General features: G+C 60.1%; 27 protein-coding genes, 1 tRNA gene and 1 pseudogene. 18 read left to right on the top strand and 11 right to left on the bottom strand.

The features are described 5' to 3' along the window. Positions 1 to 51: 51 nt before the first annotated feature. Both GEV39_RS08945 and GEV39_RS08940 read left to right on the top strand, forming a co-directional pair. Positions 52 to 354 carry a putative quinol monooxygenase gene (locus tag GEV39_RS08945; RefSeq protein ID WP_108190531.1) on the top strand — a complete coding sequence of 101 codons (303 nt, stop codon included), beginning with the start codon at positions 52 to 54 and terminating at the stop codon, positions 352 to 354. Positions 355 to 523: 169 nt separating this feature from the next. Continuing rightward, positions 524 to 1,699, top strand: a complete 1,176-nt coding sequence (locus GEV39_RS08940; protein ID WP_173888380.1) for an L-dopachrome tautomerase-related protein — start codon at positions 524 to 526, stop codon at positions 1,697 to 1,699. Positions 1,700 to 1,933: 234 nt separating this feature from the next. On the opposite strand, the gene GEV39_RS08935 is transcribed toward GEV39_RS08940, so the two are convergent. Next, complete coding sequence (locus tag GEV39_RS08935) at positions 1,934 to 2,836, bottom strand: LysR family transcriptional regulator (RefSeq protein WP_050492165.1); 903 nt, start codon at positions 2,834 to 2,836, stop codon at positions 1,934 to 1,936. A gap of 102 nt (positions 2,837 to 2,938) precedes the next feature. Here GEV39_RS08935 and GEV39_RS08930 point away from each other — a divergent pair, with 102 nt between their 5' ends. From GEV39_RS08930 to GEV39_RS08920, 4 genes and pseudogenes are all read left to right on the top strand, one after another. After that, positions 2,939 to 3,931, top strand: coding sequence for a zinc-binding dehydrogenase (locus GEV39_RS08930; protein WP_173888378.1), 993 nt, complete (start codon positions 2,939 to 2,941; stop codon positions 3,929 to 3,931). Positions 3,932 to 3,959: 28 nt separating this feature from the next. After that, positions 3,960 to 4,262: a putative quinol monooxygenase gene (locus GEV39_RS08925; protein WP_173888376.1), complete on the top strand. Its 303-nt coding sequence runs from the start codon at positions 3,960 to 3,962 to the stop codon at positions 4,260 to 4,262. An 81-nt stretch (positions 4,263 to 4,343) separates the two neighbouring features. Next, positions 4,344 to 4,457 (top strand): annotated as a pseudogene (locus GEV39_RS26500) (DUF4224 domain-containing protein); the annotation flags it as partial. 4 nt (positions 4,458 to 4,461) lie between these two features. Further along, positions 4,462 to 5,529: a site-specific integrase gene (locus tag GEV39_RS08920; RefSeq protein ID WP_173888374.1), complete on the top strand. Its 1,068-nt coding sequence runs from the start codon at positions 4,462 to 4,464 to the stop codon at positions 5,527 to 5,529. Positions 5,530 to 5,652: 123 nt separating this feature from the next. On the opposite strand, the gene GEV39_RS08915 is transcribed toward GEV39_RS08920, so the two are convergent. Next, positions 5,653 to 5,740: transfer RNA gene (locus GEV39_RS08915), tRNA-Ser, on the bottom strand. A gap of 132 nt (positions 5,741 to 5,872) precedes the next feature. Here GEV39_RS08915 and GEV39_RS08910 point away from each other — a divergent pair. The 8 genes from GEV39_RS08910 to GEV39_RS08875 all read left to right on the top strand — a co-directional run bounded on the left by GEV39_RS08910 (position 5,873) and on the right by GEV39_RS08875 (position 11,852). After that, positions 5,873 to 6,544: a Bax inhibitor-1/YccA family protein gene (locus GEV39_RS08910; protein ID WP_003251184.1), complete on the top strand. Its 672-nt coding sequence runs from the start codon at positions 5,873 to 5,875 to the stop codon at positions 6,542 to 6,544. 250 nt (positions 6,545 to 6,794) lie between these two features. After that, positions 6,795 to 8,174: a nucleobase:cation symporter-2 family protein gene (locus GEV39_RS08905; RefSeq protein WP_173888372.1), complete on the top strand. Its 1,380-nt coding sequence runs from the start codon at positions 6,795 to 6,797 to the stop codon at positions 8,172 to 8,174. Positions 8,175 to 8,404: 230 nt separating this feature from the next. Then, a complete protein-coding gene (gene tusD / locus GEV39_RS08900; protein ID WP_173888370.1) occupies positions 8,405 to 8,797 on the top strand; it encodes a sulfurtransferase complex subunit TusD in 393 nt (130 codons plus the stop codon). Between the two features lies 1 nt (position 8,798). Then, positions 8,799 to 9,158: a sulfurtransferase complex subunit TusC gene (tusC, locus tag GEV39_RS08895; protein ID WP_173888368.1), complete on the top strand. Its 360-nt coding sequence runs from the start codon at positions 8,799 to 8,801 to the stop codon at positions 9,156 to 9,158. After that, positions 9,158 to 9,454, top strand: a complete 297-nt coding sequence (gene tusB, locus GEV39_RS08890; RefSeq protein ID WP_173888366.1) for a sulfurtransferase complex subunit TusB — start codon at positions 9,158 to 9,160, stop codon at positions 9,452 to 9,454. Before tusC ends, tusB begins: the two co-directional genes overlap by 1 nt. Beyond that, positions 9,451 to 9,786 carry a TusE/DsrC/DsvC family sulfur relay protein gene (locus tag GEV39_RS08885; RefSeq protein WP_173888364.1) on the top strand — a complete coding sequence of 112 codons (336 nt, stop codon included), beginning with the start codon at positions 9,451 to 9,453 and terminating at the stop codon, positions 9,784 to 9,786. The genes tusB and GEV39_RS08885 overlap by 4 nt, the downstream gene beginning before the upstream one ends. An 11-nt stretch (positions 9,787 to 9,797) precedes the next feature. After that, the gene (locus tag GEV39_RS08880) at positions 9,798 to 10,799 is read left to right on the top strand and encodes a glycosyl transferase family protein (protein ID WP_173891674.1); all 1,002 of its coding nucleotides are present in this window, start codon (positions 9,798 to 9,800) and stop codon (positions 10,797 to 10,799) included. A gap of 93 nt (positions 10,800 to 10,892) precedes the next feature. Beyond that, on the top strand, positions 10,893 to 11,852 hold the full coding sequence (locus GEV39_RS08875) for a glutathione S-transferase family protein (RefSeq protein WP_173888361.1): 960 nt from the start codon (positions 10,893 to 10,895) through the stop codon (positions 11,850 to 11,852). A gap of 104 nt (positions 11,853 to 11,956) precedes the next feature. Here GEV39_RS08875 and cysG read toward each other — a convergent pair whose 3' ends face one another. The 6 genes from cysG to GEV39_RS08845 form a co-directional block, all read right to left on the bottom strand. Continuing rightward, positions 11,957 to 13,345: a siroheme synthase CysG gene (cysG, locus tag GEV39_RS08870; RefSeq protein WP_173888359.1), complete on the bottom strand. Its 1,389-nt coding sequence runs from the start codon at positions 13,343 to 13,345 to the stop codon at positions 11,957 to 11,959. Continuing rightward, positions 13,346 to 14,626: a serine--tRNA ligase gene (serS, locus tag GEV39_RS08865; protein WP_173888357.1), complete on the bottom strand. Its 1,281-nt coding sequence runs from the start codon at positions 14,624 to 14,626 to the stop codon at positions 13,346 to 13,348. Positions 14,627 to 14,656: 30 nt separating this feature from the next. After that, a complete protein-coding gene (gene crcB / locus GEV39_RS08860) occupies positions 14,657 to 15,031 on the bottom strand; it encodes a fluoride efflux transporter CrcB (protein WP_173888355.1) in 375 nt (124 codons plus the stop codon). Further along, positions 15,028 to 16,353: a replication-associated recombination protein A gene (locus tag GEV39_RS08855; protein WP_054904213.1), complete on the bottom strand. Its 1,326-nt coding sequence runs from the start codon at positions 16,351 to 16,353 to the stop codon at positions 15,028 to 15,030. The genes crcB and GEV39_RS08855 overlap by 4 nt, the downstream gene beginning before the upstream one ends. A gap of 12 nt (positions 16,354 to 16,365) precedes the next feature. Beyond that, on the bottom strand, positions 16,366 to 16,989 hold the full coding sequence (gene lolA, locus GEV39_RS08850; protein ID WP_173888353.1) for an outer membrane lipoprotein periplasmic chaperone LolA: 624 nt from the start codon (positions 16,987 to 16,989) through the stop codon (positions 16,366 to 16,368). A 62-nt stretch (positions 16,990 to 17,051) separates the two neighbouring features. Then, entirely contained in the window at positions 17,052 to 19,613 is a 2,562-nt protein-coding gene (locus GEV39_RS08845) for a DNA translocase FtsK (protein ID WP_457254946.1), read from the bottom strand. A gap of 323 nt (positions 19,614 to 19,936) precedes the next feature. Between GEV39_RS08845 and aat the strand changes: the two genes are divergently transcribed. The 3 genes from aat (at position 19,937) to infA (ending at position 21,704) form a co-directional block, all read left to right on the top strand. Then, entirely contained in the window at positions 19,937 to 20,620 is a 684-nt protein-coding gene (gene aat / locus GEV39_RS08840; protein WP_054881605.1) for a leucyl/phenylalanyl-tRNA--protein transferase, read from the top strand. Between the two features lie 55 nt (positions 20,621 to 20,675). After that, positions 20,676 to 21,383: an arginyltransferase gene (locus tag GEV39_RS08835; protein WP_173888348.1), complete on the top strand. Its 708-nt coding sequence runs from the start codon at positions 20,676 to 20,678 to the stop codon at positions 21,381 to 21,383. A 102-nt stretch (positions 21,384 to 21,485) separates the two neighbouring features. Further along, positions 21,486 to 21,704 carry a translation initiation factor IF-1 gene (gene infA, locus GEV39_RS08830; RefSeq protein ID WP_002553999.1) on the top strand — a complete coding sequence of 73 codons (219 nt, stop codon included), beginning with the start codon at positions 21,486 to 21,488 and terminating at the stop codon, positions 21,702 to 21,704. An 85-nt stretch (positions 21,705 to 21,789) separates the two neighbouring features. Here infA and clpA read toward each other — a convergent pair whose 3' ends face one another. Together clpA and clpS are read right to left on the bottom strand one after the other, a co-directional pair. Further along, positions 21,790 to 24,060, bottom strand: coding sequence for an ATP-dependent Clp protease ATP-binding subunit ClpA (gene clpA, locus GEV39_RS08825; protein WP_173888347.1), 2,271 nt, complete (start codon positions 24,058 to 24,060; stop codon positions 21,790 to 21,792). Between the two features lie 30 nt (positions 24,061 to 24,090). Continuing rightward, on the bottom strand, positions 24,091 to 24,453 hold the full coding sequence (gene clpS, locus GEV39_RS08820) for an ATP-dependent Clp protease adapter ClpS (RefSeq protein ID WP_009683116.1): 363 nt from the start codon (positions 24,451 to 24,453) through the stop codon (positions 24,091 to 24,093). Positions 24,454 to 24,683: 230 nt separating this feature from the next. On the opposite strand from clpS, the gene cspD reads away from it, so the two are divergent. Further along, a complete protein-coding gene (gene cspD, locus GEV39_RS08815; RefSeq protein WP_009683117.1) occupies positions 24,684 to 24,944 on the top strand; it encodes a cold shock domain-containing protein CspD in 261 nt (86 codons plus the stop codon). Positions 24,945 to 25,016: 72 nt separating this feature from the next. Here the strand turns inward: cspD and icd are convergent, their stop codons facing one another. Next, positions 25,017 to 26,273 carry an NADP-dependent isocitrate dehydrogenase gene (gene icd, locus GEV39_RS08810; RefSeq protein WP_054912648.1) on the bottom strand — a complete coding sequence of 419 codons (1,257 nt, stop codon included), beginning with the start codon at positions 26,271 to 26,273 and terminating at the stop codon, positions 25,017 to 25,019. Positions 26,274 to 26,311 lie beyond the last annotated feature (38 nt).

Below are 26,311 nucleotides of genomic sequence, written 5' to 3'. Positions count from 1 at the left end.
AAGTTTGACTCAGACACACATGTCGACATAACCGCTTTAAAGGATACCGCAATGACCGTTCATGTTTTTGCCACTTTACAACCTAAGCCAGAGTACCGAATTAATGTGGAGAAAGCTCTGCAAGCACTGGTGAAAGCCACACGAACCGAGTCGGGGAATATTAGTTACGATCTCTTCGTTTCCGATACAGATAGCGGTTTCTATCTGATTGAAAGCTACAGGGACGAAGCTGCTTTTAAGGCTCACAAGCTGACGGAGCACTATCTTGGCTACCGTGAAAAAACTACCGACTGGCTCCTTGAGCCAACCATGGTGAAAGTTCTCTATCCGTTAAACGCGAATCATAAAAAGTAAGAGTGGGAGCCGGCACATGCACAAAACCATTGTTCTGACTGCTTACCCCAGGGTTAGTCTGTCAATATTGTCCTGAAGGATAAATCTTCTTCACTACCTTGTCGGCTCTTGATGTGATCAAAGCCTAATTTATTAATCGCATGGTAGTACTTATCAGCCAAGGATTTTTATGTATAAGCCATCCAGAATGTATGTAGCACTGTCTCTTGTTGCGCTGATCTCTCATCCGGCATTCAGTGCTGAGGCCGGGAAGCCTTCGTCATTACCTGCAGCCCGATCTATAGGCGTGATCGAGCCAGTGGCGACTTTCTACGGCGCAATGCCGACCGGGGTCACTGTCAGCGAAACTGGTCGGATTTTCGTTAATTTTCCGCGCTGGGGCGACGAAGTTCCGTACACAGTCGCTGAGTGGCGAAACGGCAAGTCGGTACCTTATCCTAATGCTCAGATTAACCGCCAAGACAATACCCACCCTTCCGAGCGATTCCTGAGTGTTCAAAGTGTCGTTGCCGATGGGCGGGGGCGTCTTTGGGTACTTGATACAGCTGCTCCTGAGTTCTCTCGTCCAGTTAGCGGTGGTGCCAAGCTAGTTGCTATTGATCTGGCTACCGACAAGGTGGTGAAAACTGTAATCTTCCCGTCGAATGTCATAGACGCTAGCACATATGTCAACGATGTACGACTCGATTTCCGCGTTGGGCGAGAAGGTGTTGCATATGTCACGGACTCATCACCGAGCGGCAAAGGCGGAATTATCGTTGTCGACCTTGCCACCGGAAAGGCGCTAAAACGATTGGTCGGCCATATTTCGACCTCGGCAGATGCAGAATTCGTGGCAATTGTTGAGGGTAAACAAATGCTTTTCCGAAATCCTGACGGTACTACTAAGCCTTTCACTATCGCGTCTGACGGTATCGCTCTTTCGCCAGATGGCACTACGCTCTATTACTCCCCGCTTACAAGCCGTCGTCTGTATAGCGTGCCTACAGCGCTCCTACGTGACCCTGCTGTTTCCGAGGAGAGACTAGCTGCTGCTGTAATCGACTTGGGTGACAAGGGTGCCTCGGATGGCTTGGAAGCTGACGCTGCCGGAAACATTTACGCAAGCGACTATGAGCATAATGCTATCCATCGTCTCGATTCCCATGGCCGCTGGAGCACCGTTGTACAAGATCCACGCGTGCTTTGGCCTGATACTTTGTCAATAGGCCCTGACGGCTACCTGTACTTCACTGCCAACCAGTTACATAGACAAGCTGGTTTCAATGAGGGTGTTGACGTACGCCAAAAACCTTATGTTATTTATCGTACTCCTGCAAAGAATGGCCCGGCTCCCACTCGCTAATCTTCCAACTTTCGAGATTCGTTGACGGTGAGGCCATGTACGGCACTCACCACTTCGGACGATCCGTAAGGGCCTTTAAGAGCAACGGGGGACAGCGCGCGGAGTGGCACTGGATTTGACAGCACAAGCTTCGGTAAAGCTCTTGCAGCACGGCATCATGTGCAGGCTTTACCAGGCAGTAGTTATCCGAAGATACTGCCGGGGTGAGGTTGTTGACTCTCGTGCCCCCCAAATTCATTTTACCTCGGCCTCGATCGGATGGATCGTGGCCCATTCTTTGAAGTGTTCGATGAACGCTCGCACAGGTGGGGCCATATTCTCCCTAGAGGGGTACACAGCATAGACGCCTACATTCGGTTCCACATTCCAATCGGGCAACGCCTCGACCAACCTACCTGATACAAGATCGGGTTTGACATGCCAGTCTGCCAAGAGCGCGATGCCATGGCCATCCAACGCCATCTGCCTGACGACCTCCGCCTGGCTCGATTCGAATCGGCGTTTAATCTTGATCGATTGTTGACTACCACCTTTGGACAGTGACCAATTAACCTCTTTCCCCACAATGAGACCCTCCAAATTCGTAAGATCTCTGGGCAACCGTGGTACCCCGACCTTGTCCCAATACACGGGAGCAGCGCAGATGACTCGCCGCGAATCGCTTATACGCTGTGCAATCATGGAAGAATCCGCCAACACTCCATGACGGATGGCCAAATCAAAGCCCTTTGCAACAACATCGACGACCTGGTCGGTAGGGTGAAGATCTACTACAACCTTCGGATAGGCAGCTAGAAAGCTGCTCAGCACGCGAGCAAGGTAGCCCTGTGCGAATGTGGCAGAAGCTGTGATACGTAAAGATCCTGAGACGTCCTGTGCTTCAGAAAAAGTCCGCTCCGCCTCCATGACGCCATCCAGTATCTGCCTGGCAAACCGTTGGAGCTTTTCGGCATCAGCGGTTGGACTTAATTTCCGAGTCGTTCTGTTAAAAAGCCTTCGCCCTAGTCGATCCTCAAGGGCAAGCAATTTCTTGCTCCCGCCCGCCGCTGTGAGACCCAGTCGCTGCGCCGCCGCACGGATGGTTCCCTCCTCATAAACGGCAAGAAACAAGCGAAGCTCATCAAGGGAGTCGAGCATAAAAAATTAACAACTTTTAGGACCGAATGAAGCAACAAGAATAGCATATTCGCGAATTTGCATTGCTGATAGATTTTGGGTTTTCAAGCGGAGCGATAATCGATGCAAGCAATCGTGATAAACCAGCACGGCCAGTCGGATGTATTTGAAGAAATCGAAACAGCTCCCCCTTCAGCACGCCCAGGCCACGTCGTCATTGATGTTATGGCCACCAGTGTCAACCCGGTTGATACCAAGATTCGCAGCGGGAGCGAAGGCACTGCAGGTCTCACCTTTCCCGCCATCCTGCATATGGACGTCTCTGGCATCATCAGTTCGGTGGGTGAAGGCGTTAGCCAATTCAAGGTGGGGGATGAGGTCTATGGATGCGTCGGGGGCATCGTGGGCATTCCTGGCGCCTTGGCGGAGCAAGTTGAAGCAGACGCAAGATTAATCGCTCTCAAGCCCGCCTCATTGAATTTTGCTGATGCGGCGAGTCTTCCGCTCGTGGCAATCACCGCCTGGGAAGCTTTGATTGATCGGGCCTCCATCCAGCCAGATGATGCAGTCTTGGTTCATGGCGGAACGGGTGGCGTCGGCCACATCGGCATTCAGCTGGCAAAACTCATGGGAGCCCGTGTTGCCACTACAGTCTCGAATGTACAGAAAGCAGAGATTGCCCGCTCCCTGGGTGCCGACGATGTCGCCTTTTACCGAGAAGAATCGCCAGAAGAATACACCCGCCGTATTACCAACGGCTCTGGCTTTGACACAGTGTTCGATACGCTCGGTGGCACAGTGCTCACAAACTCGCTGAAGGCTGCCAAGCTCAAGGGCCATGTCATATCCATCATCGGCTATGACACTTACGACCTCACAGATATGCATTTCAAGGCACTACGGCTGGACTTAGTCTTCATGGCTGTATCAATCATCCATGATCTTGACCGTAGTCATCACGGCAAGATTCTCACAAAGCTGAGCAGATTAGTGGATCGCGGCTTAGTCAAGCCCCTTATCGACGAACGACATCCATTCACAGCTGAAGGTGTAAAAGCAGCTCATGCCCGCCTGGAGTCCGGAGAGGCTATAGGTAAAGTCGTCATCACTCGGTAAACCGGTTTCCCCCTTGGAGCAAGATCATATGCCTAACAATTTACCCATTGTGATTATCGCAAGATTGAAAGCGGAAGAAGGTCTGGAAGAAGACCTGTTAACCGAGCTCCGCAGCTTGGTCGAGGCCTCTAAAAAAGAAGAGGGATGTATTCAGTACATCCTACATAAATTAGAGGGTGTACCTACCGATTTCATGATTTATGAAATCTGGAAAAGTCAGAAAGCTTTGGATGAGCACACGCTGCAGCCGCACTATCAAAATTTTTCTTTCAAAGCTGCGAGTATGCTGGCCGAGCAACCGACCATCGATAGGTTTGAGCAAGCCTTCTAGCAGTAAGATCTCGAAAGTCCTCCCTTGCGGATGATCATGACCAAATCCTCCGCAAGGGATCCCCAGTAAAAATCAAGCGATAGACGTCCGGTCGTTGGCCGAGCGTACGCTCGCCTCAAGTTGGCTGGCGTTAAGCCAACAACAATGAGCGCCGTCGCAGAGACGTGGACGTTCGATTTGTCTCGGGTGGGTTAACAAGATGCGTCCGAAACAAACCGCTAATAGAGATCTTCCGCCGCGAATGATTCGGCGTACGCGAAAACGCAAAACCGGACACATCTGGGTTGCTTACTACTACGACGGGAGGGACGAAGATGGCAGGCGTCGAGAGATACCTTTAGGTAACGACCTGGACATCGCCAAAGTAGAATGGGCGAAGCTCGACAGGGAGGCCATTCCAAAGATAACGCGCTTGATGGGTCAGCTATTTGATCGCTATGAAAGGGATGTCATCCCGGGTAAAAAGCCGCGAACCCAGAAGGACAACCTGGCTGAGCTCAAACAGTTGCGCAAAGCCTTCGATGATGCCCCGATGGAGCTGATTGCACCTCAAATACTTGCTCAGTATCGAGATCGACGGACAGGCAAGGTTAGGGCGTATCGAGAGATCGCCCTTCTCTCTCACATTCTCAACATGGCAAGGGAGTGGGGCATTACTGACCGCCCAAACCCAGCGACCGGTATCCGCAAGAACAAGGAGACTCCTAGGGACTTCTATGCTGGGCCGGCGATCTGGGATGCTGTCTACGAATACGCCGCTCCTGAATTGCGCGATACCATGGACCTGGGCTATTTGACCGGGCAACGCCCAGCGGACGTGCTCGCCACTCGAGCCTCGGACGTGGTTGATGGTTTCCTACAATTCGCCCAAGGCAAAACGACGAAAAAGCTGAGGATACGTCTTGGCACGGAAACAGAGACCAGCCAGTTGGGGGTACTGGTTGAGCGCCTTCTGAGCCAACGCAAGGCGCGAGGGGTTCGCAACCCCTACCTAATCGTGACAGAGGACGGCCGCAACGTGACGCAAGCGATGCTGCGCCTTCGCTTTTACAATGCGAGATCCAAGGCCGCCGCCAAAGCGCTGGAAGACCTTGATAGCGTCCTGGCCGATAGCATTCGTCAATTCCAGTCTCGCGATATCCGGCCCAAAGCAGCGAGCGAAATTGAAGACCTGGCGCACGCGAGTAGACTACTAGGGCATACCGATAAGCGGATCACGCAGACCTTTTACCGCCGCGTCGGAGAGATCGTGAAACCAACCCAATGAAACCTTTTTTGCGGAAGAGTTGCGGAACACCATCGAAAAGTTGCGGAACACTTGGCCTTTTCAGCGTCGAGTTTTCCGCCCCTCAGAAACGCAAAAAGCCCTGAATAATCAGGGCTTTGAATATGGCGGAAGCGTAGAGATTCGAACTCTAGGATAGTTGCCCATCGACGGTTTTCAAGACCGTTGCCTTAAACCACTCGGCCACGCTTCCAGCTCGTTTGCGGCCGCCATAATACCGTAATGAAACAAGCTGTCAAACTCTCTGTGTCGCGGGTTGCAATGGCTCTGGTAGACTCCCAGCATCTGAACGTTCGAAACCACAGGTTTACCAAGGAGTGTCGCCATGCGCGAACAGGATTATGCCGTACATCACGGCCAGCAGGTCGAGCAGCAGGAGATCAGCAAGGTCCTGCGCAACACGTACAGTCTGCTGGCGCTCACCCTCGCCTTCAGCGGCGTCATGGCCTTCGTTGCCCAGCAAATGCGTGTCGGCTACCCGAACGTGTTCGTGGTGCTGATCGGCTTCTACGGGCTGTTCTTCCTGACCAACAAGCTGCGTGATTCGGCCTGGGGCCTCGTCTCCACCTTCGCCCTCACCGGCTTCATGGGCTTCATTCTTGGCCCAATCCTCAACCGCTACCTGGGAATGGCCGGTGGTGCCGAGGTTGTCAGCTCGGCATTTGCCATGACTGCCCTGGTGTTCGGTGGTCTGTCGGCTTATGTGCTGATTACCCGAAAGGACATGAGCTTCCTCAGTGGCTTCATCACTGCCGGCTTCTTCGTGCTGCTGGGTGCGGTCGTGGCCAGCTTCTTCTTCCAGATCAGCGGCCTGCAACTGGCAATCAGCGCTGGCTTCGTGCTGTTCTCGTCGGTGTGCATCCTGTTCCAGACCAGCGCGATCATTCACGGTGGTGAGCGGAACTACATCATGGCCACCATCAGCCTGTATGTGTCCATCTACAACCTGTTCGTCAGCCTGCTCCAGCTGTTTGGCATCATGGGGCGTGATGACTGATTGTTGTAGGTTGTGAGAAAGCCCGCTTCGGCGGGCTTTTTTGTGGGTGTGGGAAAGGCATGCCGGTGTTCGCCTTCAGCATGGGTTAACCGGCGCGGCAGTGCACATTCGCGGCAGGCAGTTTTTGACTGAAAAGTCAGGTAATTAGGCATAGGGTCGCCGATCATGTCGGCATCGTGCTTTGCTCTACCGCAATCTGCCTTCACCCCGTAGAATGCGCTCCTTTTTTCTTCAGGGGCAGCTTTCAGCCATGAGCACACATGAACACAGCCCAGCAGCATCGGCCCCCGCCAATGAGCTGGTGCTTGGCCTCGAGGACAAGCCTCGGCTGCTGATCGGCCTGCTGGCAGCGCTGCAACACCTGCTGGCGATCATCGTGCCGATCGTAACGCCCGGGCTGTTGATCTGCCAGGCGCTGGGGGTGTCCGCACGGGATACCAACCTGATCGTCTCCATGTCGCTGGTAATCTCCGGTATCGCCACATTCGTACAGTGCAAGCGCTTCGGGCCGTTTGGCGCCGGGTTGCTGATCGTGCAGGGCACCAGCTTCAACTTCGTGGGCCCGCTGATTGCCGGGGGTGCGCTGATGGTCAAGCAAGGCACGCCGGTCGAAGGTGTAATGGCCGCCATCTTTGGCGTGGTCATCGCTGGCTCGTTCGTCGAAATGGGTGTTTCGCGCATCCTGCCCTTCGTCAAACGCCTAATCACCCCGCTGGTCACCGGTATTGTCGTGCTGATGATCGGCCTGACGCTGATCAAGGTCGGCCTGATCAGCATGGGCGGTGGCTTCGGCGCCATGGCCAATGGCACCTTCGCCAATGGCGAGAACTTGCTACTGTCGGGTGTGGTGTTGGCAATCATCGTCATCCTCAACCGTATTCCACTGGTATGGATGCGCAGCTGTGCCATCCTCATTGCCCTGGCGGTCGGCTATGCCCTGGCGGGCTACCTGGGCCGCCTGGACTTCACCGGCATGCACCAAGCCGCGCTGTTCCAGCTGCCGACGCCGCTGCATTTCGGCCTGAGCTTCTCCTGGGCGCTGTTCATTCCGATGCTGGTGATCTACCTGGTGACGTCGCTGGAAGCGATTGGTGACGTCACCGCCACCAGCAAGGTATCGCGCCAGCCCGTCGATGGCCCAGTGTGGATGCAGCGCATCAAGGGTGGTGTGTTGGTCAACGGCGCCAACTCGCTGCTGGCCGGTCTGTTCAACACGTTCCCGAGCTCGATCTTTGCGCAGAACAACGGCGTGATTCAGCTCACAGGCATTGCCAGTCGCCATATCGGCATGTGGATTGCCGTAATGCTGGTGATATTGGGGCTGTTCCCCAGTGTTGCCGGGGTGATCCAGGCGGTGCCAGAACCGGTGCTGGGGGGTGCGGCAATGGTCATGTTTGGCGCGGTTGCAGCGTCGGGCATCAATATTCTGGCCAGCACCCGCCTGGACCGGCGTGCGCTGCTGATCATCGCCGTGTCGTTGGCGCTGGGCCTGGGTGTGGCGCAGGTGCCGGAGTTCCTGGCGCATATGCCGGCGGCGGTGCGCAATGTGCTGGAGTCGGGCGTGGCGACCGGTGGCATCTGTGCCCTGGTGCTGAACTGGTTCCTGCCGGAGAGCAAGGAACAGGCTTGAGGCCTGTTCCCTTCTGACAGGGCCTTGCGCAATCCCTGTAGGAGCGGCCTTGTGTCGCGAATGGGCTGCGAAGCAGCCCCAGCAATTTGTGCATTTGCGCTGAAGCCCCGGGGCTGCTTTGCAGCCCATCGCGACACAAGGCCGCTCCTTCAAAAGCCCGCGCCCGCATGCACAAGCGGGCGCGGGCTTTTTTGCTTTATCATGGCGGTAGTCCTTTGCATGAGTTACCCATGAAATTCGCTATCGCGGTATTCTCCCCGGCCCATGCGCCCTCCTCGCGGCGCGCCTTGCGCTATGCCGAGGCGGTGCTGGCCGGCGGGCATGAGATTGCCCGGCTCTTCTTCTATCAGGACGGGGTACACAGTGCCTCGGCCAACGTGATCGCGCCCCAGGATGAAGTGGACGTGGCCGCGCAGTGGCGTGCCTTTATCGAGACCCACCAGCTGGACGCCGTGGTGTGCATCGCCGCCGCCTTGCGCCGTGGCGTGCTCGACGAGGCCGAGGCCAACCGCTATCAGCGCCCGGCCGTGAACCTGCCCAAGCCATGGGAGTTGTCCGGCCTGGGGCAACTGCATGAGGCCGCGCAAATCGCCGACCGCCTTGTCTGCTTTGGAGGCGACTGAAATGGCCAAATCCTTGTTGATCATCAGCCGCCAGGCGCCGTGGAACGGCCCATCTGCCCGCGAGGCGCTGGACATCGCCCTGGCCGGTGGCGCGTTCGACCTGCCGCTGGGCATGCTGTTCCTCGACGATGGCGTGTTCCAGCTAGCGCCAAACCAGCGACCTGCCGCCGTGCAACATAAGAACCTGGCCGCCAACCTGCAGGCGTTGCCGATGTTCGGCGTCGAAGAACTGTTCGCCTGCAACCACAGCCTCACCCGCCGTGGCCTGGCCGCCGACAGCCTGGCACTGCCCGTGCAAGTGCTGGATGACGCGGCACTGACCGCACTGATCGCCCGTTTCGACCAGGTGGTAACGCTCTGATGACGACCCTGCACGTAATTGCCCACTCCCCGTTCGGCGACGAGCGCCTGGCCAGTTGCCTGCGCCTGCTTGGCGCGAACGACGCCCTGCTGCTGTGCGGCGATGCGGTGTACGCCCTGCGCAGCGGCAGCGAAGCGTACCGCCAGTTGCAAGCCGCCAGCCTGGCCCAGCGCCTGTTCGCCCTGGACGAAGACCTACAAGCCCGCGCGGTTGGCAACGAACTGGCCAAGGCCGTGGACTACGCCAGTTTCGTCGAACTGTCGCTGCACTACGACAAGGTCAACAGCTGGTTATGAATACCCTCACCGTTGCCGATCAGGCGATCGCCCTGGACAAGGACGGCTTCCTGGTCGACCTGCAAGACTGGTCCCATGCAGCCGCCGAGGCCCTTGCCGAGCGCGAGGGCATTGCGCTGACCGCGGACCACTGGGAAATCCTCGAACTGCTGCGACAGTTCTACCAGGAGTACCAGCTGTCCCCGGCCACCCGCCCAATGATCAAGTACACCGCCCTGAAGCTGGGCCCTGACAAGGGCAATAGTCCGCACCTGAACCGCCTGTTCAATGGCACCCCCGCCAAACTTGCCGCCAAGCTGGCGGGCCTGCCCAAGCCGACCAATTGCATATGACCCTGCCACCCTTGAATCAAGCCCGCCCGCTGACCCTGGAAACTCCGGCCGAACACCCGTTCGCTGAATTCGTGCGCATTCTTGGTAAAGGCAAGCGCGGCGCGCGCGGCCTTACCCGCGAGGAAGCACGGGCTGCCATGACCCTGCTGCTGGAAGGCAAGGTCGAAGACACCCAGCTGGGCGCCTTCCTGATGCTGCTGCGGCACAAGGAAGAAAGCGCCGAAGAGCTGGCCGGCTTCACCGAAGCGCTACGCGGCCACCTACAAGCCCCGCGCATTGCCGTGGACCTGGACTGGCCAACCTACGCTGGCAAGAAGCGCCACTTGCCCTGGTACCTGCTGGCCGCCAAATGCCTGGCCGGCAATGGCGTGCGCATCCTGATGCATGGCGGCGGCGCACACACGGCCGGGCGGCTGTACACCGAGCAATTGCTCGACCTGTTGCAGATCCCCCTGTGCCGCGACTGGGCAGCGGTCGACACCGCGCTGGGCCAACATCAGCTGGCGTTTTTCCCCTTGCACGACTGGGCACCGCAACTGCAGCGCATGATCGACCTGCGCAACACCCTGGGCCTGCGCTCGCCCATTCACTCCCTGGCGCGGGTGCTCAACCCGCTGGGCGCGCGGTGCGGCCTGCAAAGCATCTTCCACCCCGGTTACCAGGCGGTACACCGTGAGGCCAGCCGCCTGCTGGGCGACCATGCCGTGGTGATCAAGGGCGATGGCGGCGAGATCGAGGTCAACCCGGACGTCATCAGCCACCTCTACGGCACCACTGCCGGCGTAGCCTGGGATGAGGAATGGCCGGCGCTGAGCGAGCGCCGTCACGTCAAACCCGCCACGCTGCAACCGGAGCATTTGCTCGCCTTCTGGCGTGGTGAAGTGCAGGACAGCTACGGCGAGAAAGCGCTGATCGCGACCATGGCCTTGGCACTGCGTGGCCTGGAGCAGACCCGGGAACAGGCCTTCACCAACGCGCAGACCTATTGGGACAACCGTGATAGATCGATTTAGTCGATAACACTACCCGGATCTTTGCGCTATTTCTTCGAACGATCTGGCCTAGACTGGGCTCCAACGACAAACCCTTTGTTCCAGGAGCTCACCATGGGCCTTTTGATCGACGGCCGCTGGCATGACCAGTGGTATGAAAACGGCAAGGACGGCACCTTCAAACGCGAAAACGCCCAGCGCCGCCATTCGTTGCCTGCCCCCGAAGCCGGCCGTTACCACCTGTACGTGTCGCTGGCCTGCCCTTGGGCCCACCGCACGTTGATCTTCCGCGCCATCAAAGGCCTGGCCCCGTTGATCGACGTTTCGGTGGTGAGCTGGCTGATGCAAGACCATGGCTGGACCTTCGACCAGCAGCAAGGCTCCAGCGGCGATCACCTCGATGCGCTGCAGTACCTTCACCAGCGTTACACCCAGGACGACCCGCACTATACCGGCCGGGTGACAGTACCCGTGTTGTGGGACAAGAAAGAGAAACGCATCGTCAACAATGAGTCGGCTGAGATCATTCGCATTTTCAACAGCGCGTTCAACGAGTTAACCGGCAACACCCTCGACCTGTACCCAGCGCCGCTGCGCCCGGCCATCGAGGCGCTGAACGAACGTATCTATCCGGCGGTGAACAACGGTGTGTATCGCGCCGGCTTCGCGACTACGCAGGAGGCCTACGAGGCGGCGTTCGATGACGTGTTCAACGAGCTGGATCATCTGGAAGAGTTGTTAGGCCGCAATCGCTACCTGGCGGGGGAATACCTGACTGAAGCCGATGTGCGCCTGTTCACCACGCTAGTGCGCTTCGACGCTGTGTATCACGGGCACTTCAAGTGCAACTTGCGGCGCCTCAGCGATTATCACAACCTGTCGAACTGGCTGCGCGAGCTGTACCAGTGGCCTGGGGTGGCGGGAACTGTAGATATGGAGCATATCCAGAAGCACTATTACATGAGCCACAAGACCATCAACCCGAACGGGATCGTGCCTAAGGGGCCGTTGCAGGATTTCAACCAGCCGCATGATCGGGAGCGGTTGGTGGGTGAAGGGATTTGGCAAGGTTGAGATCGTTGGGCTGCTTTGCAGCCCATCGCGACACAAGGCCGATCCTACAGGGTGTGTAGGAGCGGCCTTGTGTCGCGATGGGCCGCAAAGCGGCCCCGGCGGCTTCAGCTGTTCTGCGAACCTTCAAACCAGGCCAGCTTGTCGCGCAACTGCACCACTTCCCCAACAATCACCAGGGTCGGCGCATGCACTTCATGCTGGGCCACCAGCTCCGGCAAGTCCGCCAAGGTACCGGTGAACACCCGCTGGTTACGCGTAGTGCCCTGCTGCACCAGGGCCGCCGGGGTACTGGCCGCACGCCCATGGCGAATCAGCTCTGCGCAGATCGTAGGCAAGCCCACCAAACCCATGTAGAACACCAGGGTCTGCGACGGCGCTACCAGGTCGTTCCATGGCAGGTTGCTGGTACCATCCTTGAGGTGCCCGGTCACGAAGCGCACCGACTGGGCATGGTCGCGATGGGTCAGTGGAATGCCGCCATAGGCGGAACAGCCACTGGCCGCCGTAATACCCGGCACCACCTGGAAGGGGATGCCATGCTCGGCCAGCTCTTCGATCTCTTCGCCACCGCGGCCAAAGATGAACGGGTCGCCGCCCTTCAGGCGCAGCACGCGCTTGCCTTGCTGGGCCAGGTCAACCAACAGGCGGTTGATCTGGTCCTGCGGTACAGCGTGGTCAGCGCGGCGCTTGCCAACATAGATACGCTCGGCATCACGCCGGCACATATCGATGATCGCCGGGGCCACCAGGCGGTCATACAGCACCACGTCGGCCTGCTGCATGAGGCGCAAGGCGCGGAAGGTGAGCAGGTCAGGGTCGCCTGGGCCCGCACCTACCAGGTACACCTCGCCCCCCTGCTGCACCGGTGCGCCCTCCACCATCGCCTGCAACAGGCGTTCGGCTTCGGCGCCCTGCCCGGCCAGCTGGCGCTCGGCGATCGGGCCCTGGAACACGGTCTCCCAGAAGCCGCGGCGCTGGTTCACGTCCGGATACAAGGTCTTGACCTTGTGCCGGAACCGCGCCGCCAGCCCGGCCAGCTCACCGTAAGCCGGGATCCACGCCTCCAGCTTGGCGCGAATCAAACGCGCCAGCACCGGAGCGTCCCCGCCACTGGACACCGCAATCACCAACGGTGAACGGTCGACAATCGCCGGGAAGATCACCGTGCACAAGGCCGGCGCGTCCACCACGTTGACTGGCAGGCTGACGGCCTGCGCATCGGCCGACACCTGCGCGTTCAGCCCAGGGTCGTCAGTGGCGGCGATCACCAGCCGGCACCCGACCAGGTCGGCGGCCTGGTAGCCACGCACCAGCACCTCACCGCCACCTTCCCGCGCCAATGCAGCCAACTGACCGTCGACGTCCGGCGCCACCACGCGCAGCACACTCCCGGCATCGGCCAGCAAGCGCGCCTTGCGCAAGGCGATCTCACCGCCGCCGACGACCAGTACACGGCCGCCCTGCAGCTTGTGGAACAGCGGCAGATAATCCATTTAGCGGATGACCTCGACGCCGCCCATGTAAGGCTTCAGCACCTCTGGCACGCGGATCGAGCCGTCGGCCTGCTGGTAGTTTTCCAGCACCGCAACCAAGGTACGGCCAACCGCCAGGCCGGACCCGTTGAGGGTGTGTACCAGTTCTGGCTTGCCGGTTTCCGGGTTGCGCCAGCGGGCCTGCATGCGGCGCGCCTGGAAGTCGCCGCAGTTGGAGCACGAGCTGATTTCACGGTACTTGTCCTGGCTCGGCACCCACACTTCCAGGTCATAGGTTTTCACCGCGCCGAAGCCCATGTCGCCGGTGCACAGGGCCAGCACGCGGTACGGCAGCTCCAGCAGCTGCAGCACGCGCTCGGCGTTGGCCGTCAGCCCCTCCAGGGCTTCCATCGATTTCGCCGGCTCCACCACCTGCACCATCTCGACCTTGTCGAACTGGTGCTGGCGGATCATACCGCGGGTGTCGCGGCCGGAAGCGCCCGCTTCACTGCGGAAGCACGGGGTGTGGGCAACCAGCTTAAGCGGCAGTTGCTTGGCGTCCAGAATCGCGCCTGCCACCAGGTTGGTCAGCGACACCTCGGCAGTCGGGATCAGGTAGAAGTCAGCCTCGCCTTCGCGGGTAATCTTGAACAGGTCTTCTTCGAACTTCGGCAACTGGCCAGTGCCCTGCAGCGCTGGGGCCTGCACCAGGTACGGGGTGTAGTGCTCCTCGTAACCATGCTCGCCGGTGTGCAGGTTGATCATGAACTGCGCCAGGGCGCGGTGCAGGCGGGCAATCGGCCCGCGCAGCACGGCAAAGCGTGCGCCGGACAGCTTGGCGGCGGCTTCAAAGTCCAGGCCACCGCTGAGTTCACCCAGGGCAACGTGGTCCTTGATGTCGAAATCGAAGGTTTTCGGGGTGCCCCAACGGCGCACTTCAACGTTGTCGTCTTCGCTGGCACCGACCGGTACGCTGGCATCCGGCAAGTTGGGAATGGTCAGCAGGATGCCGTCCAGCTCGGCCTGGATCTCGTCCAGTTCGGCCTTGCCGGCCGCCAGCTCATTGGCCATGCGCTCGACATCGGCCATCAGTGGGGCGATGTCTTCACCCTTGGCTTTTGCCTGGCCGATGGACTTGGAACGGGCGTTACGCTCGGCCTGCAGTTGCTCGGTACGGGTCTGCACCGCCTTGCGGCGTTCTTCCAGTGATTCGATGCGCGCGACATCCAGGCTGAAGCCACGGGAGGCCAGGCGATCCGCCACTTCCTGAAGTTGGCCGCGTAACAGTTTGGAATCGAGCATATCGTTCTCTCGTTATAGGTAGGTGTTGGTTCAGAAACGGGTCAGGGACAGGCCAGCCCAGGTCGCGAGCAGCCCGCCCACTACGCTGATAGTGGTATAGCCCAAGGCCAGCGGCACTTGCCCGCTTTCCATCAGGCGCACGGTATCGAGCGAAAAAGAGGAAAAAGTTGTAAGGCCACCAAGGAAGCCGACGATCAAGCCGGCGCGCAACTCGACCGGCGCCAGCGGCTTGTGCAGGAACAAGCCGTAGAGCAGGCCGATCAGCAGGCAGCCAACCAGGTTGACCGCCAGCGTACCGGCATAGAAGTGCCGTGGCCAGTGGGCGGTGACCCAATTGGCGGTGGCGAAGCGCAGCAACGTACCGGCCACGCCCCCGGCACTCACGGCAGCGATCAAGGCAATCATGGTTTTCTCCGCTGACGGGGGCTATTGCGGTCAAGGTCGGCCAGGTGACGCAGCTTCTCGCCGATTTTCAGTTCCAGGCCGCGCGGCACGGGCTGGTAGTACTGGCGCGGCTCGAGTGCATCGGGGAAGTAGTCCTCACCGGCCGCATAGGCGTCGGGCTCATCGTGGGCGTAGCGGTACTCGTCGCCGTAACCCAGTTGCTTCATGAGCTTGGTGGGCGCATTGCGCAAGTGCAGCGGCACTTCCAGCGAGCCATGCTCGGCGGCTTCGCGCAGGGCGGTCTTGAAGCCCATGTACACCGCGTTGCTCTTCGGTGCACAGGCCAGGTAGGTGATGGCCTGGGCCACCGCCAGCTCGCCTTCGGGGCTGCCCAGGCGCTCTTGGACATCCCAGGCCGCCAGGCACAAGCCGAGCGCCCGCGGGTCGGCGTTGCCAATGTCTTCGCTGGCCATGCGCACCACACGGCGGGCGATGTACAGCGGGTCGCAGCCGCCGTCGAGCATGCGCGCGAACCAGTAGAGGGCGCCGTCCGGGTTGGAGCCGCGTACCGATTTGTGCAGCGCGGAAATCTGGTCGTAGAAGGCTTCGCCGCCCTTGTCGAAACGGCGACGGCTGTCGCCCAACAGGCTCTGCAGCATCTCGACGTCGATTTCACTGCCATCTTCGGCCAGGTCCGAGGCGTTTTCGAGAAAATTGAGCATGCGCCGGCCGTCGCCGTCTGCGGCGGCCATCAGCATCTTGAAGGCATCGTCGCCCACCCGCAGGTTGCGCTTGCCCAGGCCACGCTCCTCGGTGAGGGCGCGGTCGACCAGCTTGCGCAACGCTGCCTCGTCCAGGCTTTTGAGCACATACACCCGCGCCCGCGACAACAGTGCGTTGTTGAGCTCGAACGAGGGGTTTTCGGTGGTGGCGCCAATGAACAGCAGGGTGCCGTCTTCCACATATGGCAAGAAGGCATCCTGCTGCGACTTGTTGAAGCGGTGCACCTCGTCGACGAACAAAATGGTGCGCCGGCCGTATTGCCCTGCCTGCTGCTTGGCAACCTCCACCGCCTGGCGAATTTCCTTCACCCCGGCCAGTACCGCCGACACGGTTTCGAAATGCGCATCACAGAACTGCGCCAGCAGCCGCGCCAGGGTGGTCTTGCCTACCCCTGGCGGCCCCCAGAAGATCATCGAGTGCAGCGCGCCTTGCTCCAATGCCTCGCGCAGCGGTTTGCCGCGCGCCAGCAGGTGCTCCTGGCCTACGTACTCGTCCAGGTTGGACGGGCGCAGGCGGGCCGCCAGAGGCTGGGCGACAGGTTCGCTTCGAAACAGGTCCATGGCGAGCTCTGGTTACTCCTTGATCACGTCCGCGCCTTTGGGGATGTCGAACTTGAACCTGCTGTCCGGCACCGCCTGGTTGGCCTTGACGCCATTGAACAGGATGTTGGTGCGCTGGCCGACGCTGTCGATCAGCTGCATGTCATTGATCAGGCCCTTGCGGAACGACACGCGCAGCGAGTCGAACAAGGTGTCCTTGGTTTTCGGCTTGAGGGTGAAGTCCATGACTTCGCCCTGCTCCTTCGAGGTGATGTCGAAACTCTGGCTGATCTTCGACACATCACCCGACAGCAGCAGCGCCGGGGTCTGGTTCAGGCGCACGTCGAGCTTCTTGATGGTGGCCTGTTCCAGGTCCGGGTCCCACAGGGTGACGTTCTTGCCGTCCGACACCACCACTTGCTCCTGCGGTGCGTCGGTATGCCAGTAGAACAGGCCCGGACGCTTGACGGTCATCTTGCCCGAGGTTTCTTGCAGGCTGGTGCCATCGGCGTCCAAGGTCAGCTGGGAGAAATTGGCCTCGATAGTCTGTGACTTTTCCAGCAACTGGGTCAGGCGTTGCACATCTTGCTCACCGGCGTAAGCGGTAACCGAGCCCAGGGTCAGGGCAGAAACCAACAGCATGCGAATCGCGCGCATGGGAATCCTCATTGAGCATTGAAAAGGCCGGGCATCAACACTGGCGCCCGGCAGGGTGTTCATCAGTCGCGCGGGCCGCCTGGGGCAATTACTTCCCGCGAGCCGTTGCTGTTCATCGGGGTAACCACGCCGGCCATCTCCATCGACTCGATCATGCGAGCAGCACGGTTGTAGCCAATCTTCAGTTTGCGCTGCACGGCAGAAATGGAAGCACGCCGGCTCTCGAGCACGAACTGCACCGCTTCATCATACAGCGCATCGGTTTCGGCATCGTCGCCATCACCGCCACCGCCGCCGCCGTCGAAGCCGCTGCCGGCCTCTTCCACGCCATTGAGAATGTCGTCGTTGTAGTCTGGGGCGCCGCGCAGCTTCCACGCCTCTACCGTGCGATGCACCTCGTCATCGGAAACGAACGCGCCATGCACCCGGATCGGCAGGCTGGTACCCGGCGGCATGTACAGCATGTCACCGTGGCCCAGCAGTTGTTCGGCACCGCCCTGGTCGATGATGGTCCGCGAGTCGATCTTGCTCGACACCTGGAAGGCCATGCGGGTCGGGATGTTGGCCTTGATCAGACCGGTAATCACGTCCACCGACGGGCGCTGGGTGGCGAGGATAAGGTGAATACCCGCCGCGCGCGCTTTCTGCGCGATACGGGCGATCAACTCTTCGACCTTCTTGCCGACAATCATCATCATGTCAGCGAATTCGTCGACCACCACCACGATGGTCGGCAGGGTTTTCAGCGCCGGCGGCTCATCGTCCATGCTTTCGCGGCGATACAGCGGGTCGTGGATGATTTCCCCGGCTTCCTGGGCGTCCTTGATCTTGCGGTTGAAGCCGGCCAGATTACGCACACCCATGGCCGCCATCAGCTTGTAGCGGCGCTCCATCTCGGCCACGCTCCAGCGCAGGGCGTTGGCGGCGTCCTTCATGTCGGTGACCACCGGGCACAACAGGTGCGGAATGCCTTCGTAGATCGACAGCTCGAGCATTTTCGGGTCGATCATGATCAGCCGCGCGTCTTCCGGACTGGACTTGAACAGGATCGACAGGATCATCGCGTTGACCCCCACCGACTTACCGGAACCCGTGGTACCGGCCACCAACAGGTGGGGCATCTTGGCCAGGTCGGTAATCACCGGCTTGCCGCCAATGTCGTGGCCCAGGGCCAGGGTGACAGGGGACTTCTGCTCGTCGTACTGCGGCGTGGCCAGCACTTCGGAGAAACGCACCATCTGGCGGTTTTCGTTGGGGATCTCGATACCCACGGTGGTCTTGCCGGGGATGACCTCGACCACACGCACGCTGGTCACCGCCAGCGACCGCGCCAGGTCCTTGGCCAGGTTGGCGATACGGCTGACCTTGACGCCTGCGGCAGGCTGGATTTCGTAACGGGTGATCACCGGGCCTGGGTGGATGGAGTCCACCGAGACCTCAACGCCGAACTCCTTGAGCTTGATTTCCAGCAACTGACCGACACCGGCCAGGGATTCTGGCGAGTACTCGATCTTCTTCTGTTCTGCCGGGTCGAGGATGGATATCGACGGCAGCGTGCCCTCCACGGCGCTGTCGATGAACAGCGGCGTCTGCTTTTCTTTCATCACCCGCTTGCTCGGCTCTGGCGCCTTGTCTGCGGCTGGGGGCACGATGGTTGGCGTGGACGACGGCACACGGGCAAGGATTGGCTCGCGGGGCGGCACCACCGGCTCGCGGGCCAGGGCCGGTTCGCGGAGCGGGGCCGCGGGCTCGCGCCCGAGGGTCGGCTCGCGGGGCTCGACCGCCGGTGCCGGCGCCTCTTCGCGCTTGAAGATGCGCTCACGCAGCGCCGGTTTGGCGGGTTCGCGTTTCTCGGCGACCGTTGGCGCGGCCTTCACCACAGGCTCATCCTCGCGCAACTGCGCCTCGAGGCGCTTGCGTTCGTTGCGGGCTTCCCACCAACGATTGGCGGCGCCCTGCACCAGTTCGAACAGGTCGAGGGTGATCTTGCCCGTCAGGTCCATCACCTTGAACCACGACAGGTCGGTGAAAACGGTCAGGCCGAACAGGAACAGGGCAATGAACATCAGCGTACTGCCCTGCACGTTCAGCAGGTTGCGCGCCAGGTCGCCAAGGCTTTCGCCCAGGGCGCCGCCGGCAGAAAACGGCAAGCTCGCAGGCGAATGGAAGTGGATGTGCGCCAGCGCGGCCCCCGACAGCACCAGGAATACCAGGCCGATCAGCCGCCAGGAAAACAGCCAGCCGCTCCAGTCCCAGGGCTGATGGCGCTGGCGGAAGATCTGCCAGGTTTTCACCGCCAGCAGCAGCGGGAAGATATAGGCGAAGTAACCCAATACCATGAACAGGATGTCGGCAAAGTAGGCACCGGCACGCCCGGCGGCGTTCTGCACCTGGTCGACGGTGGCGGTGTGGCTGAAGCCCGGATCCGAAGTGTCGTAGGTCAGCAGCGCCATCCACAGGTACAGGCACAGAGCGCCAACGGCGATCAACGCACCTTCCTTGAGGCGATAGTGCAGCTGCTGCCGCCACAGGGGCACGGGCAAGGGAGCTGGGGTTGCGGTGGATTTCTTCAAAACACGTCTATTCCTGCGCGTGCTGCGCGTCCAATAGTGCTCGGCCGGCAGTGCGGCCAATGAACCACTACTTTTAACATTACTGCCCGCCCACTGCCATGACGGCGCGCCGTAAGGCGCTCAAGCGGGGGCGACTTTCACATGCCTGCAATTTGAGCACGCATTTTCTTTCGTGACAAAGGCTTATGCTGTGTTTTTGCACAGGTATGACAGCAAATGTAGCGGATGGTGCCTGCGGTTTCATCAATGCGCAGGAAATTGCCCGAATTCCGCGACCGCGCTGCCCCCGGCCGCCGCTGCGGGCGCTCAGCCATTGACCCTGCCCGGTGCGCACGCCATGCTGCCCACTCCCCTCCCCCACCGCACGATAGACCATGCTCACCTGGCTGACCCGCGACTCGCTGACCTTCCCACCCCTGGAAAAGGCCCTGCACGAACCCAACGGCCTGCTCGCCGCCGGCGGCGACCTGAGCCCCGAACGGCTGGTGCAGGCCTACCGCCATGGCTGCTTCCCCTGGTACCAGGACGGCCAGCCGATCCTGTGGTGGTCACCCGACCCGCGCACGGTGTTGCTGCCCGACCAGCTTCACGTATCGCGCTCGCTGGCCAAGCTGATGCGCCAGGGGCGCTACCAGGTCAGTTTCGACAGCGACTTCCCGGCGGTAATCGATGCCTGCGCCGCCCCCCGCGATTACGCCGACGGCACCTGGATCACCGACACCATGCGCAACGCCTACTGCGAACTGCACCGTCGCGGCATTGCCCATTCGGTTGAGGTACGCCAGCACGGCGAACTGGTCGGTGGCCTGTACGGCCTGGCCATGGGCCAACTGTTCTTCGGCGAATCGATGTTCAGCCGCGCCGACAACGCCTCCAAGGTCGGTTTCGTGACCCTGGTCGAGCACCTGCGCCAGGCCGGCTTCGTACTCATCGACTGCCAGATGCCCACCAACCACCTGCACAGCCTCGGCGCCCATGCCATCAGCCGCGCCGAGTTCGCCCGCTACCTGGCCCGCCACCTCGACCAGCCCAACAGCGCGACTTGGGTGGTCGCCTAGGCGGTTTTCCCTGGCTGGCTTACACTTAGAACAAAGTCTCACCGAGGGGTTGATCATGACAGAGTTGGCGCGGTTGAAGTTCTATGCCACTCAACCCCACACCTGCAGTTACCTGCCCGACGAGCAGGCAACCACACTGTTCCTCGACCCCAGCCAGCCGATGGACGTGAACGTCTATGCCGACTTGTCGGACATGGGTTTCCGCCGCAGCGGCGACCACTTGTATCGCCCCCACTGCCAGAACTGCAACGCCTGCGTACCGGCGCGCATTCCCGCAGCCCGCTTCATTCCCAACCGCCAGCAGCGGCGCATCCTCAAGCGCAATGCCGACCTCACCGTGAGCGCAGCGCGCCCGGCGTTCAAGGAAGAGTACTTCGAGTTGTACCGGCGTTACATCGAAACCCGCCATGCCGACGGTGACATGTACCCACCCAGCCGCGACCAGTTTTCCACCTTCCTGGTGCGGGACCTGCCCTTCTGCTGGTTCTACGAATTTCGCCTGGCCGGCCGACTGATGGCAGTGGCCGTGTGCGACGTACTGCCCAATGGCCTGTCAGCGGTCTACACCTTCTACGAGCCCGACGAAGAGCGTCGCAGCCTGGGCCGTTTCGCCATTCTCTGGCAAATTGGCGAAGCCCTGCGCAAGGATCTGGAGGCGGTGTACCTGGGCTACTGGATCAAGAACTGCAAGAAGATGAATTACAAGACACAGTATCGGCCCATCGAATTGTTGATAAACCAGCGCTGGGTCACCCTCAACTGAAAGCATTGGCTTGACACACAGTTTTCCGGCATAATCCACGCCACTTTTTTGCCCGGTGCGGTTATGCGTCGGGCCAACACTGGACACCGAGGGCTCAACTGCATGTCGAAAGAAGACAGCTTCGAAATGGAAGGTACTGTCGTCGACACCCTGCCCAACACCATGTTCCGCGTGGAGTTGGAAAACGGGCACGTCGTAACCGCGCACATCTCCGGAAAGATGCGCAAAAACTACATCCGTATTCTCACTGGCGACAAGGTCCGCGTCGAACTGACGCCTTATGACCTGAGCAAGGGCCGCATCACCTACCGTGCGCGCTAAGCTCCAGCCATGAAAAAAGCCCGGCCAAGTGCCGGGCTTTTTCATGGATTCAAGTTTCTAAGGGGCTGCGTTGCAGCCCCATGTATCACGCTACTTCAGCCGTGGTCTCGAAGTCGAACACCAGCTCGCCATCGCGCAAGTCGACGTGCACCACACCGCCATGCTCGGCCAACTCACCAAACAGGATCTCCTCGGCCAGCGGCCGCTTGATCTTGTCCTGAATCAACCGCGCCATCGGCCGCGCGCCCATCTGCACGTCATACCCCGAAGCCGCCAGCCAGCCGCGGGCCTCATCGCTGACCTCAAGCAGCACCCGCTTGTCTTCCAGCTGCGCCTGCAGTTCGATAAGGAACTTGTCGACGATGCTCTTGATGGTTTCGGTGCTCAGGCGGCCAAACTGGATGATGGTGTCCAGGCGGTTGCGGAATTCTGGCGTGAAGCTCTTGCGGATCACTTCCATCGCATCGGACGCATGGTCCTGATGGGTGAAGCCGATCGAGGCCCGCGCCGCGGTTTCCGCGCCGGCGTTGGTGGTCATGATCAGGATCACATTACGGAAGTCGGCCTTGCGCCCGTTGTTGTCGGTAAGGGTGCCGTGGTCCATCACCTGCAGCAGCAGGTTGAAGACTTCCGGGTGAGCCTTCTCGATTTCGTCGAGCAGCAACACGCAGTGCGGCTGCTTGGTAATCGCCTCGGTCAGCAGACCACCCTGGTCGAACCCAACATAGCCAGGTGGTGCACCGATCAACCGCGAAACCGTGTGGCGCTCCATGTACTCGGACATGTCGAAGCGCACCAGCTCCACACCCAGCGCCTTGGCCAATTGCCGGGCCGCTTCGGTCTTGCCGACGCCTGTAGGGCCGGCAAACAGGAACGAACCCACCGGCTTGTCAGGGGCCTTGAGGCCGGCACGCGACAGCTTGATGGCCGTGGACAGCGAATCGATGGCCTGGTCCTGACCGAAAACGGTCAGCTTCAGGTCGCGCTCCAGGTTACGCAGCAGTTCCTTGTCGGAGCTGCTGACATGCTTCGGCGGAATTCGCGCAATCTTGGCGACGATGTCCTCCACCTGCGGCACATCGATGCGCTTGACGCGGCTGGCTTCCGGTTGCAGGCGCTGGTAGGCGCCAGCTTCGTCGATCACATCGATGGCCTTGTCCGGCATGTGCCGGTCATTGATGTAGCGCGAGGCCAGCTCAGCGGCGGCGCGCAGGGCTTCGTCGCTGTACTCGATGTTGTGGTGGCTTTCGAACCGCCCTTTCAGGCCACGCAGGATGCCCACGGTGTCTTCAACCGAGGGTTCGCTGACGTCTACCTTCTGGAAGCGCCGCGCCAAGGCGCGGTCCTTCTCGAAAATGCCACGGAATTCCTGGAAGGTCGTGGAGCCGATGCAGCGGATTTCACCCGAAGACAACAGCGGCTTGAGCAGGTTGGACGCATCCATTACCCCACCCGACGCCGCACCGGCACCGATGATGGTGTGGATCTCATCGATGAACAGAATGGCCTGCGGGCGCTTGCGCAGCTCGCCAAGCAGCGCCTTGAAGCGCTTCTCGAAGTCGCCGCGGTACTTGGTACCGGCCAGCAGCGCGCCCAGGTCGAGCGAGTACACCACGCTCTGTGCCAGCAGGTCAGGCACCTGGCCATCGACAATACGCTTGGCCAGCCCTTCGGCAATCGCCGTTTTGCCCACCCCGGCCTCACCCACCAGCAGCGGGTTATTCTTGCGGCGGCGGGCAAGGATCTGCGCAACGCGCTCCACTTCCTGCTCGCGGCCTACCAGCGGGTCGATACGGCCGGCACGCGCCAGCTCGTTGAGGTTGCTGGCATAGGCGTCCAGTGGGTTGCTGGAAGAAGAGGTTTCACCGCCCTCTTCATCCTGCATGTCCTGGTCGCTTTCGGATTGCGAGCCATGCCCCGGCACCTTCGAAATGCCATGGGCGATGTAGTTGACCACATCGATGCGGGCCACGCTCTGCTGCTTGAGCAGGAACACGGCCTGGCTTTCCTGTTCGCTGAAGATTGCCACCAGCACGTTGGCGCCGGTCACCTCGCGCTTGCCAGAGCTTTGTACGTGGAACACGGCGCGTTGCAGCACACGCTGGAACCCCAGAGTTGGCTGGGTTTCCCTGTCTTCATCGTTGACAGGAATCAGCGGTGTGGTCGAATCGATGAACTCTTGCAGGTCGTGCTTGAGCTTGTCGAGATTGGCGCCACAGGCGCGCAGAACGGTCGCGGCAGCCTCATTGTCCAGGAGTGCCAGCAGCAGATGTTCGACGGTCATGAATTCATGACGCTTCGAACGGGCCTCCTTGAAGGCAAGATTGAGGGTGACTTCGAGCTCGCGGTTTAACATAGCTTCACCTCATACCCAAGTGGTCGGCGATTAACCGTCCTTCTCGATTTCACAGAGTAGCGGATGCTGGCTTTCCCTGGCGTATTGGTTGACCTGCATAGCCTTCGTTTCGGCGATGTCGCGGGTAAACAATCCGCACACTGCCCGCCCCTCGGTATGGACGGTCAGCATGATCTTGGTCGCCAGCTCGCGGTTCAGACTGAAGAACGTCTCGAGCACTTCGACGACGAAATCCATCGGTGTGTAGTCATCGTTGAACAAAACCACCTTGTACATCGGTGGCGCCTGCAGGATCGGCTTGGCTTCCTGAACCGCCAGACCGGAGCCATCGTCCTCATTCGATTGGGGACGATCCTGATTGAATGTTAGTCGAATCTGGCTGTGTGCATGCATGGAAAGAATTTCATCACATCGACAGGTTAAGGTTGTGGGTTGACCCTGCGAACGGCCATTGGTGCAGCCGCTGCATGACCTTGACTATCGGCAAAACGGTGTTACAACCAATAGGAACCCACCGTGGTCGATAAAGATCCGCGCAGTCAACCAGATTTTTTCGCAAGGTTCGTATGCGGATGAAGTGGATGATACTCCAGTGATGGAGTCCTTTGCAGAGGGACATAGGGATGGCAAGCGGTAAAGTCAAGTGGTTCAACAATGCCAAGGGCTATGGATTCGTCAATGAAGAGGGCAAGAACGACGACTTGTTCGCTCATTATTCAGCCATCCAGATGGACGGGTACAAGACGCTCAAGGCCGGCCAGGCCGTGACCTTCGACGTCATCCAAGGCCCGAAAGGTCTACATGCCGTCAATATCAGCAGCGCATCCACGGCTGCGCCCGCTCCGGCCAGTGCACAGCCCGCCGGCAGCACGGCCGACGCCTGACCGACTGCTCTGCCAGCGGGTAAACGAAAAGAAAGGCCGCTTCTTTACCAGAAGCGGCCGTTTCACATTCGCTTACATATGTTTGATCATAGCGTCGCCGAAGCCTGAACTTCCCACCAGCGTGGCACCGTCCATCAGGCGCTCGAAGTCGTAAGTCACAGTCTTGGCCGCAATCGCGCCATTGGTGCCTTTGATGATCAGGTCGGCGGCCTCGGTCCAGCCCATGTGGCGCAGCATCATTTCTGCCGAAAGAATCACCGAACCCGGGTTGACCTTGTCCTGCCCGGCATACTTGGGCGCCGTGCCGTGGGTAGCCTCGAACATGGCCACGGTGTCGGACAGGTTGGCCCCCGGGGCGATACCGATGCCGCCCACCTCCGCCGCCAGGGCGTCAGACAAATAGTCGCCGTTGAGGTTGAGCGTGGCGATCACGTCGTACTCGGCCGGGCGTAGCAGGATCTGCTGGAGCATGGCGTCGGCAATGGCGTCCTTGACGATGACTTCGCGGCCGGTCTTGGGGTTGTTGAACTTCATCCACGGCCCGCCGTCGAGCAACTCGGCACCGAACTCGTCACGCGCCACTTCGTAGCCCCAGTCCTTGAAGGCACCTTCGGTGAACTTCATGATGTTGCCCTTGTGCACCAGCGTCAGCGACTCACGGTCGTTATCCACCACGTATTGCAGGGCTTTGCGTACCAGACGCTTGGTCCCTTCGCGGGAAACCGGCTTGATACCAATGCCGCAGTCCTGGTCGAAGCGGATCTTGGTAACGCCCATTTCCTCCTTGAGGAACTTGATCACCTTGTCTGCTTCCGGCGAACCGGCCTTCCATTCGATGCCGGCATAGATGTCTTCGGAGTTCTCCCGGAAGATCACCATGTCGACATCCCCCGGTTTTTTCACCGGGCTTGGCACACCTTGGAACCACAGCACAGGGCGCAGGCACACATACAGGTCCAACTGCTGGCGCAAAGCCACGTTCAGCGAACGGATGCCGCCACCCACCGGGGTGGTCAGCGGCCCCTTGATCGACACCACGTAGTCACGCACCGCATCGAGGGTTTCCTGCGGCAGCCAGGTGTCCTGGTCATAAACGTGGGTGGCCTTTTCGCCGGCGTACACCTCCATCCAGGCGATCTTGCGCTTGCCGCCATAGGCCTTCTGCACAGCGGCATCGACCACCTTGATCATCACCGGTGAGACATCAACGCCGATCCCGTCGCCTTCGATGTAGGGAATGATCGGCTGGTCAGGCACGTTGAGCGAATGGTCTGCATTGACGGTGATCTTGGCGCCGTCGGTCGGAACCTTGATTTTCTGGTATGCCATGCTTGCACTACTCCGCTATCGGGTGTGGGTTGGACATC

The sequence above is a fragment of the Pseudomonas sp. NY5710 genome (assembly GCF_013305665.1).
Taxonomy (GTDB): domain Bacteria; phylum Pseudomonadota; class Gammaproteobacteria; order Pseudomonadales; family Pseudomonadaceae; genus Aquipseudomonas; species Aquipseudomonas juntendi.
The sequence above is the reverse complement of the archived record's forward strand: the minus strand, read 5'-3'. Positions and strand labels throughout refer to the sequence as shown.